General features: G+C 69.0%; 18 protein-coding genes. 11 read left to right on the plus strand and 7 right to left on the minus strand.

From position 1 onward, the window contains the following. Window positions 1-153 carry a hypothetical protein gene (locus E7Z53_RS03785; protein ID WP_176337192.1) on the plus strand — a complete coding sequence of 51 codons (153 nt, stop codon included), beginning with the start codon at window positions 1-3 and terminating at the stop codon, window positions 151-153. Between the two features lie 288 nt (window positions 154-441). On the opposite strand, the gene E7Z53_RS03790 is transcribed toward E7Z53_RS03785, so the two are convergent. After that, window positions 442-747 carry a DUF4193 domain-containing protein gene (locus E7Z53_RS03790; protein WP_035929432.1) on the minus strand — a complete coding sequence of 102 codons (306 nt, stop codon included), beginning with the start codon at window positions 745-747 and terminating at the stop codon, window positions 442-444. 575 nt (window positions 748-1,322) lie between these two features. Between E7Z53_RS03790 and E7Z53_RS03795 the strand changes: the two genes are divergently transcribed. Together E7Z53_RS03795 and E7Z53_RS03800 are read left to right on the plus strand one after the other, a co-directional pair. Beyond that, window positions 1,323-2,621: a hypothetical protein gene (locus tag E7Z53_RS03795; protein WP_176337193.1), complete on the plus strand. Its 1,299-nt coding sequence runs from the start codon at window positions 1,323-1,325 to the stop codon at window positions 2,619-2,621. Window positions 2,622-2,721: 100 nt separating this feature from the next. Next, window positions 2,722-3,633, plus strand: coding sequence for a DUF1963 domain-containing protein (locus E7Z53_RS03800; RefSeq protein ID WP_058874195.1), 912 nt, complete (start codon window positions 2,722-2,724; stop codon window positions 3,631-3,633). 229 nt (window positions 3,634-3,862) lie between these two features. Here E7Z53_RS03800 and E7Z53_RS03805 read toward each other — a convergent pair whose 3' ends face one another. Together E7Z53_RS03805 and E7Z53_RS03810 are read right to left on the minus strand one after the other, a co-directional pair. Then, entirely contained in the window at window positions 3,863-4,114 is a 252-nt protein-coding gene (locus tag E7Z53_RS03805) for a hypothetical protein (RefSeq protein ID WP_176337194.1), read from the minus strand. Between the two features lie 203 nt (window positions 4,115-4,317). Continuing rightward, on the minus strand, window positions 4,318-4,470 hold the full coding sequence (locus E7Z53_RS03810; RefSeq protein ID WP_242630412.1) for a tyrosine-type recombinase/integrase: 153 nt from the start codon (window positions 4,468-4,470) through the stop codon (window positions 4,318-4,320). A 62-nt stretch (window positions 4,471-4,532) separates the two neighbouring features. On the opposite strand from E7Z53_RS03810, the gene E7Z53_RS03815 reads away from it, so the two are divergent. Then, complete coding sequence (locus E7Z53_RS03815; protein ID WP_242630411.1) at window positions 4,533-5,018, plus strand: GNAT family N-acetyltransferase; 486 nt, start codon at window positions 4,533-4,535, stop codon at window positions 5,016-5,018. A 509-nt stretch (window positions 5,019-5,527) separates the two neighbouring features. Beyond that, a complete protein-coding gene (locus E7Z53_RS03820) occupies window positions 5,528-5,926 on the plus strand; it encodes a helix-turn-helix domain-containing protein (protein WP_058874016.1) in 399 nt (132 codons plus the stop codon). A 98-nt stretch (window positions 5,927-6,024) separates the two neighbouring features. On the opposite strand, the gene E7Z53_RS03825 is transcribed toward E7Z53_RS03820, so the two are convergent. After that, window positions 6,025-6,315, minus strand: a complete 291-nt coding sequence (locus E7Z53_RS03825) for a hypothetical protein (protein WP_176337195.1) — start codon at window positions 6,313-6,315, stop codon at window positions 6,025-6,027. Between the two features lie 3 nt (window positions 6,316-6,318). Next, a complete protein-coding gene (locus E7Z53_RS03830; protein WP_176337196.1) occupies window positions 6,319-6,504 on the minus strand; it encodes a hypothetical protein in 186 nt (61 codons plus the stop codon). A 302-nt stretch (window positions 6,505-6,806) separates the two neighbouring features. On the opposite strand from E7Z53_RS03830, the gene E7Z53_RS03835 reads away from it, so the two are divergent. From E7Z53_RS03835 to E7Z53_RS03860, 6 genes are all read left to right on the plus strand, one after another. Beyond that, window positions 6,807-7,652: a Crp/Fnr family transcriptional regulator gene (locus E7Z53_RS03835; RefSeq protein WP_058874015.1), complete on the plus strand. Its 846-nt coding sequence runs from the start codon at window positions 6,807-6,809 to the stop codon at window positions 7,650-7,652. 95 nt (window positions 7,653-7,747) lie between these two features. Beyond that, window positions 7,748-7,987: a heavy-metal-associated domain-containing protein gene (locus E7Z53_RS03840; RefSeq protein WP_058874014.1), complete on the plus strand. Its 240-nt coding sequence runs from the start codon at window positions 7,748-7,750 to the stop codon at window positions 7,985-7,987. A 215-nt stretch (window positions 7,988-8,202) separates the two neighbouring features. Beyond that, window positions 8,203-10,131: a heavy metal translocating P-type ATPase gene (locus E7Z53_RS03845; RefSeq protein WP_176337197.1), complete on the plus strand. Its 1,929-nt coding sequence runs from the start codon at window positions 8,203-8,205 to the stop codon at window positions 10,129-10,131. Window positions 10,132-10,245: 114 nt separating this feature from the next. Beyond that, window positions 10,246-10,674, plus strand: coding sequence for a cupin domain-containing protein (locus E7Z53_RS03850; RefSeq protein WP_017834494.1), 429 nt, complete (start codon window positions 10,246-10,248; stop codon window positions 10,672-10,674). Window positions 10,675-10,718: 44 nt separating this feature from the next. Then, on the plus strand, window positions 10,719-11,636 hold the full coding sequence (locus tag E7Z53_RS03855; protein WP_017834493.1) for an NADP-dependent oxidoreductase: 918 nt from the start codon (window positions 10,719-10,721) through the stop codon (window positions 11,634-11,636). A 151-nt stretch (window positions 11,637-11,787) separates the two neighbouring features. Next, window positions 11,788-11,982 (plus strand): hypothetical protein, encoded by a 195-nt coding sequence (locus E7Z53_RS03860; RefSeq protein ID WP_017834492.1) that lies wholly within the window; start codon window positions 11,788-11,790, stop codon window positions 11,980-11,982. Between the two features lie 118 nt (window positions 11,983-12,100). Here E7Z53_RS03860 and E7Z53_RS03865 read toward each other — a convergent pair whose 3' ends face one another. After that, window positions 12,101-13,132 (minus strand): cytochrome P450, encoded by a 1,032-nt coding sequence (locus E7Z53_RS03865; protein ID WP_242630410.1) that lies wholly within the window; start codon window positions 13,130-13,132, stop codon window positions 12,101-12,103. A gap of 283 nt (window positions 13,133-13,415) precedes the next feature. Further along, window positions 13,416-14,660: an MFS transporter gene (locus E7Z53_RS03870; protein ID WP_176337198.1), complete on the minus strand. Its 1,245-nt coding sequence runs from the start codon at window positions 14,658-14,660 to the stop codon at window positions 13,416-13,418. Window positions 14,661-14,680: the final 20 nt, after the last annotated feature.

A 14,680-nucleotide genomic window follows, 5' to 3' on the forward strand; every position in this document is an offset into this window, starting at 1 on the left:
ATGTACGGAGCACAAGAAAGCACCGCCGGCGGAATGGTCCTCGTGGCCGCAGGCCTGACGACCGGCGCCTGGGTGCTGGCCATCGTCGGACTGGCTCTGGCGGGTATCGCACTGACAGCGCTGATCCGCAAGTCCGGCCCGCACCGCCCGTAACACCTCGCCCAGGCCAGGAGCAGAACACCCCAAGGGGCGCTTACCTAACGGAAGCGCCCCTTACTGCTGCCATGATCAACTGCGCTGACCCACCCACTGATTGAATTTTCCATCCTCGTGGGCCCACAGCAGCTCGAGCCCCCGCTCAAGCGGGTCAAGCCCCCGGGAGTCGTTGTTGCTTAACATATGGCCGGTTAGCGGTTGCCTGCAGGAGCGCTGATTGCGACAGGCGATTGCGTGGGTCCATCCCTGATCTGTCGGGTTATCCGTGGGGGTGTGCGCCGCGCCTCAGCCCTCGCAGTCGGTGCAGTAGCTGGTGCCCGCGCTCGTGCGGGCGAGCTGGGAGCGGTGGCGGACCAGGAAGCAGGCCCCGCAGGTGAACTCGTCGCTCTGCTCGGGGATGACGGCCACGGTGAGTTCTTCGTGCGAGAGGTCCGCCCCGGGCAGGTCGATGCCCTCGGCGGTGTCGAAGTCCTCGGCGTCGATGACCGCGGTCTGGGTGGCGGCGCTGCGCTGGACCTGGATCGCTTCCAGGGACTCGTTGGCCGGCTCGTCCTCGGGGCGAGTGCGCGGAGCGTCGTAGTCGGTGGCCATGATGTGGTGCGTCCTCCTGGGAAAGGCGTTGCTGTGCAGGGCTGCCCTGCACGGAAGGACCATAGTGCATCCGTGCGGTGGGCAAACCCCTGCCACCTCGCAGTGGTCGCGAAGCGGCCGTTGAACTGGCGTCGGCCATGCTCGCCGACGCACTGCAGGTGACCACGGGCGTCATCGGTGGACTGGGCGGGAGTGGTGCCGGCAGGCGGTCCCCGTTTCAGGGGACAGATCGGTGGTGGTGGTTGCCGGTGACTGCCTCCATCGGGTCTGTCGGCATCCTCGTGAAGGGATTTCTTCGAGGGCTCTGCAGATTGCGCAATGTCACCGTTGCCAGGCTGTGCAGCAACAGCTTCAGGGGGAAGCGCTTCGGGAGTTCAGTTCCTACCAGCGGCGATCCTCAGTCTCGGAACATCGCCCGATCCCTCGCGGGCATGCAGATCCGGAGGTCAGGCACTGACCGGACACCCGTCACGTGAGGCCTTCGCTGAGGCGGAAGGACCCGCCCCAGCAGGTTCTGCCGCGCCTGTCATGCCGGCTATAGGCTTCATCCCGTTCACAGTCATTTGTTTTTGCAAATGGACTTTTGGGTGGGAGACGAGGAGCTCGTGATGGCGCGGTGGGGCAGGTTCAAGGGGTGCGTGGCGGGTGGTGCGATTGCTGCGCTGGTGCTCACGGTAGGTGGGGGCCCGGCGCAGGCCGAGGAGGCCGTGGCCGCGGCCCAGGAAGTCACAACGAGCACCACTGAGGCAGTGGCCGCGGCGGATCAAATGTTGCCCCTGGAGGCCTTCGCGGCGACCGGGGAAGGCTTCACCGCAGCCGATGGCACCGTGGCCGTCGACGGAGCCACGGTGACGGCCATGGTGGGGGCCGGTTTGGAGGTCGAGTTGTCCCTGCCGGTAGACACCACCGCAGACCCGCAGCTGACGGATCACGGAACCCTGGTCTATCCGGGGGAGTCACCCCATCTGCACGCCGAGGTCCAGAACGTCGAGGACGGATCGGCGCGAGTGCTGACCGTGGCGGAGGAGGCCTACAGCGACACCGCCGTGCATGAGTACTCCTACGCGGTGGGATTGCCGGACGGTGTGCAGCTGATGGAACTGCCCACCGGTGAGGTCGCCCTCGCACAGGAGTCCACCGCTGTGGCCGATGGCGTCACCGCCGCCGACGTCGCGGCCGTGGACCTGGCGTCGGTGCTGCCGGATCCCGCCGAAATCGATGCCGAGGACGTGGCGGCCAACACCGCTCCCGCGGAAATGCTCGGCCCGGCCGGCGATGAGCTGCCGGAGGGGCAGAGCCTGGTGGGGGTCTTCCAAGCCCCCTGGGCGGTGGACGCCGGTGGGCAGGCCCTGCCCACCCGCTTCGAGGTCCAGGGCACGGACCTGGTCCAGGTCGTAGACACCACCGATGCGGTCTTCCCGGTGGTCTCGGATCCGCTGCCGCTGGTGGCCATCGCCCTGGGCGCGGCCGCCCGGGCCCTGGCTCCGCACGCCATCCGAGCCTTCGCCACCCAGACCATCCGGGCGGGGGTGGCCTACACCACCCGGGGCGGCTACCGCTCGTTCGCCTCGTTCAAGAACGCCGTCGGGGCGCCGCGGGCCAATTACCAGTGGCACCACGTGGTGGAGCAGTCCACCATCAGAAATCGCGGTTGGGATCCTCGGGCGATCCACAACCGGAACAACCTCGTGCAGATCCCCACTCAGGTGCATCAGAGGTGCGTGAACTCCTGGATGGCCCGTAAGGGCGTGCGGTCCTTCGGCGTCAACGCCTCGAGCAGTCAGACCATGCGCCAGTGGGTGCACGCCCAGGGCTTTTCCAAGCAGCACCAGATCGGGGTGAACCTGCTACGCCACTGCGGTGTGCGCATCTGAGCGCCCCTCACCATCCGGGCGGGCCGGCAGCAGCGTCGCTGGGCTGCTGCCGACTCGCCCGCCGTTACGATTTCCCCACCCCCGTGAAGAGAGGACGGTCATGGCCAAAAAGCGTGGCGCCGTCGAGGCGCCCCTGCATGGACCCTTCGGCCAGATCCAAGCCTGGTTGCAGAACAGGCCTACCGGCGCGGACCGGTTGCTGGAGCAGGTGGCGTTCTCCCCGGTGCTCAGCGAGCAGTCCTTCGCCCCCGGCGATGAGGAGCTGACCGAGCTGTGGAGCACCGGGGGATGGGTCAGCTGGCTGGGCGGGCCCGCCGCAGCGCCCCTGGAGCAGTGGCCCCGGGCGGCCGATGGCACGGCCCTGGCCCATGTCCTCACCCTTGACCTGGCAGATACGGCCGGAGTGCTCGACGCCCAGGGCAAGGCCGCCTGGCCGGGGCTGCGCGAAGGCCTGCCCACCACCGGGGTGCTGGAGGTCTTCCACGACCTGCGCACCTTCGGCGACGAGACCGGCGACCGGGACGCGGGCGCGTGGTCGGTGCGCTGGGTGGCCGAGCCGGACCGCACCACCTTGGTGGAGCCCCCGGCCGATGTCGAGGTCCCGGCCCCGGCCTGCCAGCTCGTGCTGGCCCTGCCCGGGTTCACTCTGCCCCCCGCCGCTGACGCCGCCGGCGGGCCCCAGGAGGACTTCGAGACCGCCGAAGCGCTCGAAGAGGCCCTGCAAAGGGCATGGCTGGCTCAGCGCACCGGCTCCACCGAGGGATACCCGGTGCCGGTCAGCCACGTCTACGGCCACAGCCAGCACGGGGAGATCAACTCCCGGGCCCTGCTGGCCGAGGCGCTGCCGCTACATGGTCCTGGCGATGAGCACCGTCTGGTCCTGGACCTGGAGAGCTGGACGGCCCTGGAGGGGTGGTTCGGCGACGCCGGAAGCCTCGAGGTTTGGATGCGCACCACCGACCTCGAAGCCCGCCGCTTCGACCAGGCGTGGTGCCTGATCCGCACCGACTGAACCACCTCCACAAGCGTCGTCCGGGGATCGGCTCCGCGTCCGGACGTGCTTCTGGCGCCGCCGCAGCCGCTGAGGTCGACTTTGCTTTACATATGGCCGATTATCAGCCGCTCCACGAGAACGACATTGCCTGTGGGGTTGGCCCGTGCGGGGGCAGGTCCTGTCCTGATGGGCGTGCTGGCCGTGCTTGCACGCTCTCCACAGGGTGCTGTTACCGAGGAGCAATGGGTCAGGAGTCGTCGTCCTGGCCCCACAGCCAATGCAGGTAGATGGCGCCCCATCCCGGGCCCAAGGCGTCCACCAGGGCATTGGCCACCGTGCGGGCGTCCACCCAGGGGTACCACTGACCAATCCGCGCCGCTTCCTGGCAGATCCTCTCCGGATCGTGGCCCTCGTGGTGCAGGGCGACCGCGGCTTCACTGACCCGGGCCTCGAAGAGCCGTCGATCCGTCAGGGGCACGGGCTCAAAGGTGATAGACATCAGACTCCCTCAGAACAACGATCGCCCAAGGGAGCCGGAGTTGCTCCCACGAGCAGCTCCGCGAATGGTGGAGACATAGTAAGCAACATCACACTCGAATGGCTATTCAAGGCTTTATCTCATGTGCTAACTCCCATGAAGCTCTCGGGGGCAGCACACGCCCCACGGCAACGGTGCAGCGAACTCCTACGGATCCACCGGAGTCAGGAGGGCGTTGACCGCCACCTCAGCTGTCCGGGCAGTTCGTCGAGGTACTTGGAGGTGGTGGTCACCGAAGCGTGACCCAGCAGCTGGGCAACGACCTTCACGTCCCAGCCTTCGGTGAGCATCAGGGTGGCTGCGGTGCTACCGGACATTGCCCGCGGGAATGATGATGCAGTTGAGGTTCGGCATCTGGTTGCGGCCATACGATGACCCCGTGCTCCATGACTTCTCCTTGCGACCGTTGATGGCAGCGGAGAACGCGTTGCTGGCCGCGGCCACGCTCGGGAACCTCAACTGGTGCGGGCAGCGGTTCATAGCGGCCGATGTGCGCACGCGGTCGGAGTTCGCCCACTACACGGTCGTTGATCCCCAGCGCGGCGACTTCGGTTGGGTGGCCGAAGTCGGTAAGGGCGCCATCGGCGTTGTCTGGGCCCAATTCCTGCCCCCGGATGATCCTGGTTACGGATTCCTCGCCGAGGACACCCCGGAAGTGAGCCTGTGGGTGCGGGGCGACTGGCGTGGCCGGGGAGTGGGCAGGGCGCTCCTGCGCCGGGTGCAGGACGACGCGCGAGCTCGAGGGGTGCCCCGGCTCAGCCTGTCGGTGGAGGCCGACAACTACGCCAAGAAGCTCTATGCGGCGGAGGGCTTCGTCGACGTCCCCGGACGTGCAGCCGATGGCGTCATGGCCTGGAACCCATAACAGGCACCGGGCCAGCACCACGCAGACGGCATCCCCAGGGGAAGGCTTAGCCGATGCGGTCGGAGTCGGTGTCCGCAGGACCGGGGGGCCCAGCAATTCCAGCCTGCCGTACGCGCCGGCGGAAACCGCCTCTGGGCGGACAACCCGGCCCCGGACCGCCTCGTCAGCACGGCGGGGCGTCTCACCGGCGGAAGTGGGGACATTATGAAAGTCGATCTTTTCCTTACCGGTCGGTACGGTTGGGGTATCGCGCACGGTGCTCAGTCGGGGGGCTGGGCCACCTAGTGTGGACCGTGTCAGAGGGCGCAGCCGGGGGGCTGGCCCATTCCAGACCGGTCGAATAGCCGCCGTCCTGGCGGCAGAAGAGCTGGGGCCTTGGGCTCCGTCGTCGGGGGGCGACGCTTCTGCCGTCGGGCTGGCGGCCCCTTACGGCACTCATGACCGTCCCTCCGTCCCTGTGGCAGCACATCGTCCATTCGCAGGTAGCTGCCCCGGTTGAGGAGGCCCGCATGAACGATGCCCACCCTGCCGCAGCGCACGCCGACTGGGCGGTCCCCGTGGCCGATCCGCTGTCGCGGGCGGCGGCCTTTGCCGCCCTGCGCCCGGCCCTGGAGGCTCTGATCCACCAGGCGGGCGCCGACTCCCGGCTGAGCGTGGAGGCCCGTCGGGTGCTGCGCGCGGTGGCCCGCACCCGCCCCGAGCACACCCTGGCTTTGGCTGAGCTCGCAGCCCGCGCCAGCACGGCCAAGGCCCAGGTTCGCCTCGCGTTGACCGAGTTGGACGCCCACGGCTATCTCGCCCAGCTGGCACACATCGCCCCGCATCTGAGCGCAGCACTGCCCCCACATACTCGCTGCACCCCGGCAACGGACCCTAAGGTCGAACCCGTCGACGGAGACACCTCCTGAACCTCCTCGTCCATAGTCCGGCCTCCGTGCAACGACCTCACGCCGAACCCGGCGGGTCTGATGCACTGTGGGTTGCTTTCCGGGCCGTGGAGTGCTGGCTAGTGACGGAGGTTGTAGAGCGTGATCGAGGCCAGCATCGTCAACCCGGCCAGCACTGCGGCTGCGGGCCCTGCCGTGGGAGTGACGAAAAGACCCACCGCCGCGGCGATGGCCGCGGGACGCAGGGGCTCTGCCTCGAGGGTGCCGAAGGCCGTGGTGGCGAGTGGGATCAGCACCAGCGTCGCCACCACACTCGTCACGTAAATCGTCAGGGCATGCCGGCGCGGCCGTGCTACGGCGGGGTCGTGCCGGTGCAGCAGTGTCGCGGCCAACCATCCGAGCGCGAGCACGCCCTAGGCAACCAGGGTCAGTCCGGGCCGCGGTGGGACCAGTGCGGAGGCGTTGGCCAGCACGAAGGTGCTGCCCCCGGCCGCGCCCACAGCCGAGCCCACCAACAGCGGCAGGACGGCGGCGAAGTCCCGGGGCGGCTTCCGCTGCTGATGGGCTGGAGGAGTCGATTCGGGACGTGAGGTGTTCACAGCGTCCACGCTCCTCCTGGAAGCTGCAGGACTCCCCGCGCGCCACGCCGAACGGGCGCCAGCGACACGTCAGCGGGGAAAGCTCTGCGCGCACTGGTGGTGTCTGTGAGATGCACCCCCATTGGAGAAGGTCTGGGGGAAGAAGCCATGTTGCTGATGCGGGTCGGGGTCCGTGAAAGCGGGACGCGGGGCCGGGGCCGAATGCTGTGGGAGTACGGTGGAATTCGAACGACGCGATCCGGTGACCAGGTGGGCGCCCCGTACCTGGTGCCGTTTCCCCTACCTGGCCTGAAGGGAACAGCATGAGCACCTCCTCGCACGCCGAGGGCCTGCAGGGGTCGCCGGCGCGGATGTCCCCGGATGCTAGCCCGGTGTCTTCTCGGCGGCGGATCCCGTTGCGGTCGACCTGCGCGCAGCCCCACTCCTGCCCGGCGCCGGTGCGGATGCAGGTGCTGTCCCGGACACCGATGTTCGCCGGGCTGGTCGAGGAGCAGCTGGCGGACATCGACCGAAGGATGACCTCCCTGTCCTGGGCTGAGGGGGACGCGCTCCATGTCGAAGGAGCGCCTGCCGAACACCTTTACCTCGTGGCCGCGGGACGGGCCAAGGCTTACCGGACCGCACCGAATGGGCAAGAGGTCGTGGTGGAGCTGCTAGGGCCGGGAGACCTGTTCGGCGGGCTACGCACCCTCGGCCAGGAAGCCTACGCCGAGACAGTCGAGGCTTTGACCACCGTGTGCGCCCTGCGGGTTGGCGATGACGCGTTCCGTCAGATCCTCGGCGAGCACCCGGTGGTGGGGCTGCGGGTGCTTGAGGACACCGCCGCGCTGCTCGCCCAGGCCCGTTCCGACGTTACCCGGCAGTCCACGGCCACCGTGGCCGAGCGACTGGCGGCGGTCCTGCTGCGCCTGGCGGAGAAGTTCGGGGAGCCCGCTCGCGAGGGCGGGACGCTGATCGAGCTGCCGCTGTCGCGGGCGGACCTGGCCGGGATGACCGGGTCGACCCCGGAGTCCGTCTCCCGGGTGATGAGCCGGTGGCGCAAGGACGGTGTCATCAACGCCGGCCGCCGCTGGACCGCTGTGCGCGACCCGCGCCGGCTGACGGAGATCGCCGGAACGGAGGCCTGGTCCTCCGAGCTTCGCGGTTGATTGACGCCCGTCATGGTTCGAGGACCCGGCCCTGCGTAGGTTGGAGACACACCCGATGAGGTGAGTACTCCACAACAGGGAGAGGAACCCCGACCATGACCACCACCACAGCCACCACCACTCACACGGTCCTGCGTGCCGAGGGCTTCTCCTGCCCGTCGTGTGTGGCCAAGATCGAGAAGCGCGTCGGGCGTCTCAAGGGCGTTTCGGCGGTGAAGGTCCACTTCGCCTCGGCCCGCATCGAGGTCGACCACGACCCTGCCCACGTGAGTGTGGAGGAGATCGTCGCCGCTGTTGCCAAGGCCGGCTACACCGCCCGCCCTGCCGTCTTCTGAGCTGGTCCATCACCACGGCCCGCGCCGCTGCCGCGACCTTCCCAGGAGGCCCGGCAGCGGCGCTTTCGCTGTGTCCGCATCACTGAGTCGTGGCGGGTCTTCTCAGCGGTTCGCGGTTGATTGACCCCCGTCATGTTCTGGTCTGTGGGTTCTGCGTAGCGTCGTGAACAAGCCCCCCATCGGGGGTGTAGGAGTCCTCGGAAAGGACGGACACCATGAACAGGGTGCAGAGCTGGATGTACGGCCGGTGGGCGATCCCCGCGGTTGCGGGGGCGCTGATCCTCGCCTCGTTCGCGGCCTCCAATGTCGTCGGCTCGGTCCGGTGGGCGGATGTGCTGATGATCGCTGCGGCCGTGGTTGCCGGCTACAACATCGTGGTCAAGGCTGCCCGGGCGCTGGTCGCTCGTACGGTCGGGATCGACCTGCTGGTGGCGGTCGCCGCCATCGGGGCGGTCATCATCGGCAACTACTGGGAGGCCGCCGCGGTGACCTTCCTCTTCGCGGTCGGCCACGCCCTGGAGTCGGCCACCCTCAACAAGACCCGCTCGGCGCTGGCCGAGCTCGTCGCGGTCGCCCCGGACACCGCCGTGGTCCTGCGTGACGGGGAGCAGGTCGAGGTTCCGGCCGCGGACGTGGCGATGGGCGAGGTGGTGCTGGTCAAGAACGGCGCCAAGGTTCCCGTCGACGGCCAAGTCGTGGCCGGCACCGGTGCCGTGGACGAGGCTTCCATCACCGGTGAGTCCATCCCGGTGGAGAAGGCCAAGAGCGACCAGGTCTTCGCCGGGACCGTCTCCCGCGGCGGGTTTCTTCAGGTGCTGGCCACCGGCATCGGCGCCGACACCACGCTGGCCCGCATCATCCACCGGGTGGAGGAGGCCCAGGACGCCAAGGCGGCCACCCAGGCATTCATCGACCGCTTCTCCACCTGGTACACCCCCGCAATCATGGTCCTGGCACTGGTCGGTGGCTTGATCACCGGGGACGTGGTGCTCGCCCTGACCCTGCTAGTCATCGGCTGTCCCGGAGCCCTGGTGATCTCCATCCCGGTCGCCATCGTGGCCGGCATCGGCCGTGCGGCCCGCAATGGCATCCTGATCAAAGGTGGGGAGTTCCTGGAGACCTCCGCGAGGATCACCGCCGTCGCCGTGGACAAGACCGGCACGCTCACCGAGGGCCGCCCGCAGCTGACCGACGTGGTCGTCTTGGACCCGGCGCTGGACCGCGCGGACGTGCTGGGCTGGGCCGCGGCCGCGGAGGCCGGCTCCGAGCACCCCCTGGCCCGCCCGATCCTCGACGCCGCTGCGGCCGAGGGCGTGGGCGCCTCCGTGGTCCCCGAGGCGGTCGACCCAGTCCCGGGCAAGGGCATCGTGTCGACCACTGACGGGGTGCGGGTGCTGATCGGCAACGCCGTGTTGCTGGAGCAGTACGGCATCACCGACCCGAAGGCTGCAGCTGCGGCCCAGAAGCTCGCCGCGGCTGGGCGGACACCCATGATCGTGGCCGTCGACAATGCCGTGATCGGTGTCATCGCCGTGGCCGACCAGGTGAGGGCCGACGCGACCGAGATGGTGTCCCGGCTCCACGAGGCCGGGGTGGAGAAGGTCGTCATGCTCACCGGTGACGCCCCGTTGGTGGCTCAGGCCATCGGGAAGGTCACCGGGGTGGACGAGATCCGCGCCGGGTTGCTGCCCGAGGACAAGCTCGAGGCGGTCGCGGCGCTGCAGCGGGAGGGCCACTTGGTGGTGATGGTCGGCGATGGCGTCAATGACGCCCCCGCCCTGGCCACCGCGGACATCGGCGCGGCCATGGGCGCGGCCGGCTCGGCTGTGGCCGTGGAGACCGCCGACATCGCGCTGATGGGCGACAACCTGCTGAAGCTGCCCGAAGCGATCGGGCTGGCCAAGCGCACCGTGGCCGTGATGCATCAGAACATCACCGTCGCCCTGATCACCGTGGTGCTGTTGTTGGCCGGGGTCTTCGCCGGCGGGGTCACGATGTCGATCGGGATGCTCGTCCACGAGGCTTCTGTGCTCGTCGTGATCGCCAACGCCATGCGGCTGCTGCGCCGCGCCCAGGACACCACCCCCGCGACGGGCACCACACCGGCCGCCCCGGCCACAGACCGGGTGACATCCCGGTCCTAGGACACCACCGTGGCGGGCGGCCCCACACCAGGACCGCCCGCCACGGGGCGGAACGCACCACCAGTCCTGCCCGGCCCCGGGCGGAGAGACCACCATCACTGCAGGAGGAGCATCATGAGCGCGCAAGAGCACTTCATCATCGAGGGCAACATTGAGCACTTCACCATCGCCGACATCGCTGGCAGCAACCCCGACTTCCGCCAGGTGCTGTGGACCGGCCAACACGCTCAGATCGTTGTCATGACCATCCCTACCGGTGGTGAGATCGGCGAGGAGGTCCACGAGCACACCGATCAGATCCTCACCTTCGTCGCCGGCACCGGGGAAGCCGACCTGAACGGGCACACGCATCCGATCGAGGCCGGTGACCAGTGCGCGGTCCCGGCCGGGGCCCGGCACAACTTCCGCAACACCGGGGATGAGCCCCTGGTGCTCTACACCGTCTACAGCCCGCCCGAGCACGCCGCCGAGGCCGCCTACGCCACCAAGGAGGAGGCGGACGCGGCCGAGGCCACCGGCCGGGACGAACCCCCGACCGGTTGAGCCCGCACTCATCCACACCCTCTAGAGAAGAAACGAGGAAGACGATGTCCACGGTCTACGTGTTCACCGATTTCGGCGGTCCTGAGACCCAACAGCTCCTCGATCGGCCCGCCCCGCAGCCTGGCCCGGGCGAGCTGGCCGTGGAGGTTCGGGCCGCCGGGGTGAATCCTGTCGACTGGAAGATCCGCTCCGGGGTACTGGGGCGGGACCGGGAGTTGCCGGCCCCGATGGGCCGGGAGGTCTCCGGCGTCGTGACCGATCTCGGGGAAGGCGTAAAGGGTTTCGCGGTCGGCGACGAGATCCTCGGCCCCGTCGCTCCGGGTCACGGCGGGTTCGCCGAGCACACCCTCGTGCGGGCGGCCGAGGCGGTCGCCAAGCCCGAGGAGATCTCCTTCGCCGACGCCGCCACCATCCCGGTGGCTGCGGCCACCGCCTATGACGCCACCCACCAGTTCGAACTCGAACCCGGCCAGAGATTGCTGATTCTTGGCGCCGGCGGCGGGGTGGGACTGATGGCCGCCCAAATTGGGCGCGTCCACCAGTTCACCGTCATCGGCGTCGCCAGCCAGTCCAAGCGCAAGATCGTCGAATGCACCGGGGCGACCTTCGTCCCCTCCGGGGAAGGAGCTGCTGACCGCGTCCGCGAGGTCGCCCCCGAGGGGGTGGACCTTATCGTCGACCTCGTCGGGGGTGAGGCCCTGGGCGAGGTCGCCGGCCTGGTTACCGATCCGGCCAGGATCATCTCGGCGGCCGACGCCACGACCGCCACAGAACTGGGCGGGGCGGCACTGGAACGCACCGAGGAGGCGATGGAAAAGATCACCGAGGTCATCGAATACGGACTCGTCGATCCCCACGTCACCGCCTGCTATCCCCTGGCAGAAGCAGGACGGGCGATCGCCGAGGTCGAGGCCGGTCACGCCACCGGCAAGATCGTCATCGAACCCACCCCCGTGTGCTGATCATGGGCACGCCCGGAGCCTCATGCGGTGAGAACAAGGGCGCCGGTGTGGCGGCCCCAGCCCATTGACGGGGGCCGTCACACCGGCACCTGTCGACTCATCTTGAGGCGGGGCGCGAGAGAGCGGATCCAGCCCACAGAAGGAACATCCCATGTGCCAGAAGACCAGTCCGACCACGAGCCCCCGCATCGCCACGGCGACGCGCACCAGCGTCGAAACCGTCCAGCTCCAGCAGCTGATCAAGAACGCGGAAACAGCCGCCGCCCAGTACGAACGGAACGAAGCGAAGATCGAGCAGTGGGGACTCGATTCCTTCCCCGCCTCCGACCCGCCCCAGAACTACTAAACCCCAGGGGTTGGCTGCTCGGGCGTCCCGACAAGCGACGCGTGCTCGGCCCCGGCCGGGGAGAGGCTGATTCCTCCACCCCGACACGGGGTCGGTGTTCCCGCCGGAGCGGTGGGTGTCACCGCAGGCGCAGCGGAGCGGTGGCGAACCCACCCACGGGCGGCAACTCGCGTTCCCGGGGCCGGTCCGGATCGGGCTCGATCACGGCCGTCGCCGCCAGGGCGGCGCGGGTCAGTACTCGCAGCTCGAGGGTCGCCAGCGGCCTGCCAGGGCACACGTGCTTGCCGATCCCGTACACCAGGTTGTACGGGGCGTTGCCGACCGGGTCGAACGCGTCCGGGTCAGCGAAGATCCGCGGGTCGCGGTTGGCGGCGGTCCAGTTCAGGAGCACCCGGTCGCCGGCGGCCAGCTCTCGACCACCGACTGTGACGGGTTCCGTCGTGATGCGGCGGTTGGCGACGAACGGGTCATCGATCCGCAGGATCTCATCGAGGATCGCGTCGAACTCCCGGTCGGACACCCCCGAGCGCAGCCGGGCCTGCAACTCGGGTTGATCGGCCAGATAAGTCAGTACCACGCCGGTGCACAACGCCATCGACCCCAAGTCACCGCCGGTCCAGTTGCGCAGGATCGAGACGATCTCATCGTCGCTGAGCTCCCGCCCATCAACCTGGGCACGCACAAGCTCAGTGGTCACGTCATCGGGCGCACCGTCGCCGGCCTCGCGGCGGACGTCGGTCAAGGATCGGATGATGGCGTCGAAGCGCTGGGCGACCTCAGTGGTGCGGGAACGGTCCCGGGAGCGGGTGGCGGCATGGTTGTCCTGCATCCACTGCAGCAGATCCTCCTCCAGGCCTGCAGGCCACCCCAGCCAGGCCGTCTGTGCGCGCACGGCGAAGCGGGAGCCGACCGCCACGGCGTCGATCGGGCCGGGGACCTCGAGCTGGCCCACCAGGTCGGTGGCGACCCGCTGCACCACCGGCTCCAGGGCGCTCATCCGCTCAGGGGTGAAGAACCGCTCCACGAGGGCGCGGAAGGCCGTGTGGGTAGGGCCGTCAAGACCGTTGGGCACCTGGAGGTAGCGGGAGACTGCGTTGGAGAAGCTCTCGTGGTCCAGCGCGGCGGCAGTGACGTCAGCGTGGGTGAACAACGTCCAAGCACCACTGGCATCGCGGGCCACGGGACAGCGTGAGCGCAGCTTGTCGTAGGCGGCCACAGGATCGCGACGGACCTGCGGGCCCCGCGGGTTCCAATCGGACCGGACGGGATCCGTGGCCGGTCCCGGTGCCGTGGCGGGTCCGGCCAGCGGGGGTGCGTGGGGGATGGCGTCATCGGCCGAGGGATGGCCTGTCATGTGTGTCCTGTCGTGGGTGGCCGTCAGCGCGGTGCGCGGGGACCTCCGCGCCGGCGGTGGGGGCAGTTGGTGGTGGTGTTCAGGGGTGGGTTCGTTCGTCGACTTTCCCGCCGTTGCGTACGGTGAGGGCGAGCAGCAGGGACAGGATCGCGAAGCCGGCCAGCAGGGTCAGGCCCACGAAGTAGCTGTTGTGCTCGGCGTTGTAGGTGGCGCCCATGACCAGCGGCGGGAAGTATCCGCCCAGGCCGCCGGCGGCGGCGATGATGCCGCCGATGGTGCCGACGTCCTTGGCCGGGGCGGCTCGGCCGACCCAGCCGAAGACACCGCCGGTGCCCAGGCCGAGGAAGAGTGCCATGAGCAGGAAGGTGGGGCCGTAGACGCGTTCCTGACCGGGTTGGAAGGCTACGACCATGGCGAGCACGGCGGTGCCGGACAGAGCGGTCAGGGTCACCGTCTTCGGCCCGATCTTGTCGGCCAGGATCCCGCCGATGGGTCGGGCGATGACGGCGGCCAGGGCGAAGCCGGCGGTGCGGGTGCCGGCGGCGGTGGCGTCGAAGTCGTAGACGTTGTCGAGGTAGGTCGGCAGGTAGTTGGAGAACGCGACGAACGCCCCGAAGACGACCCCGTAGAGGAAGCACAGTTGCCAGGTGACTTTCAGCGTGAACGCGTGTTTGATCTTCGGTAGGACCGGCTCGGGGGCCTTGGCCCCGTGCACGGGAGAGTCCCGTAGCAGCGCCCAGCACAGCACAGCCATGACTCCCACGATCACCGCGATCAGGACGTGGGCGCCCAGGTATCCGATCCCGGTCACCAGGCGGGGGGTGAGGAACGCGGAGACGGCGGTGCCGGCCATACCGGCGCCGAAGACCCCGGTGGCGAAGCCCTTGCGGTGGGATTCGTACCACCCCGAGCAGAACGGGACGCCCACGGCGAAGACGGTACCGGCGATGCCGAGGAAGAACGCCACGGCCACGAGCAGTCCGAAGCTGCCCAGCTGCCCGACGAGCCCGGTGACGAGCACCAGGGGAGCGGTGATGCCCAGGATGACGGTGAACATCACCCGCCCGCCGTAGCGGTCGGTCAACGCGCCAACGGGCACCCGGCAGACGGCGCCGACGAGGATCGGCATGGCCACCAGCACCGAGGTCTGGGTGGCGTCGAGGTCCATCTGCTGGGCATAGCGCTTGGCCAGCGGCCCCACGATCGTCCAGGCCCAGAAGCCGACTGCGGACGCCAGGGTGGCCAGGAGCAGGTTGCGCAGCTGCCCGGCCTTGAGGTCAGGGGCAGTGGTGCCGGAAGAGGTCGCGGGGGAGGTGGATGACATGGCTGTCCTCGTGCGTTCGG

Source organism: Kocuria salina, assembly GCF_013368965.1.
Lineage (GTDB): Bacteria > Actinomycetota > Actinomycetes > Actinomycetales > Micrococcaceae > Kocuria > Kocuria rosea.

Excerpts from the sequence above, each read along its gene's own strand:
- E7Z53_RS03800 (WP_058874195.1), top strand. The coding sequence starts at position 2,722 with ATGGCCAAAAAGCGTGGCGCCGTCGAGGCGCCCCTGCATGGACCCTTC.
- E7Z53_RS03870 (WP_176337198.1), bottom strand. The coding sequence starts at position 14,660 with ATGTCATCCACCTCCCCCGCGACCTCTTCCGGCACCACTGCCCCTGAC.
- E7Z53_RS03790 (WP_035929432.1), bottom strand. The coding sequence starts at position 747 with ATGGCCACCGACTACGACGCTCCGCGCACTCGCCCCGAGGACGAGCCG.
- E7Z53_RS03840 (WP_058874014.1), top strand. The coding sequence starts at position 7,748 with ATGACCACCACCACAGCCACCACCACTCACACGGTCCTGCGTGCCGAG.
- E7Z53_RS03820 (WP_058874016.1), top strand. The coding sequence starts at position 5,528 with ATGAACGATGCCCACCCTGCCGCAGCGCACGCCGACTGGGCGGTCCCC.
- E7Z53_RS03795 (WP_176337193.1), top strand. The coding sequence starts at position 1,323 with ATGGACTTTTGGGTGGGAGACGAGGAGCTCGTGATGGCGCGGTGGGGC.
- E7Z53_RS03850 (WP_017834494.1), top strand. The coding sequence starts at position 10,246 with ATGAGCGCGCAAGAGCACTTCATCATCGAGGGCAACATTGAGCACTTC.
- E7Z53_RS03860 (WP_017834492.1), top strand. The coding sequence starts at position 11,788 with ATGTGCCAGAAGACCAGTCCGACCACGAGCCCCCGCATCGCCACGGCG.
- E7Z53_RS03845 (WP_176337197.1), top strand. The coding sequence starts at position 8,203 with ATGAACAGGGTGCAGAGCTGGATGTACGGCCGGTGGGCGATCCCCGCG.
- E7Z53_RS03855 (WP_017834493.1), top strand. The coding sequence starts at position 10,719 with ATGTCCACGGTCTACGTGTTCACCGATTTCGGCGGTCCTGAGACCCAA.
- E7Z53_RS03810 (WP_242630412.1), bottom strand. The coding sequence starts at position 4,470 with ATGTCCGGTAGCACCGCAGCCACCCTGATGCTCACCGAAGGCTGGGAC.
- E7Z53_RS03805 (WP_176337194.1), bottom strand. The coding sequence starts at position 4,114 with ATGTCTATCACCTTTGAGCCCGTGCCCCTGACGGATCGACGGCTCTTC.
- E7Z53_RS03785 (WP_176337192.1), top strand. The coding sequence starts at position 1 with ATGTACGGAGCACAAGAAAGCACCGCCGGCGGAATGGTCCTCGTGGCC.
- E7Z53_RS03835 (WP_058874015.1), top strand. The coding sequence starts at position 6,807 with ATGAGCACCTCCTCGCACGCCGAGGGCCTGCAGGGGTCGCCGGCGCGG.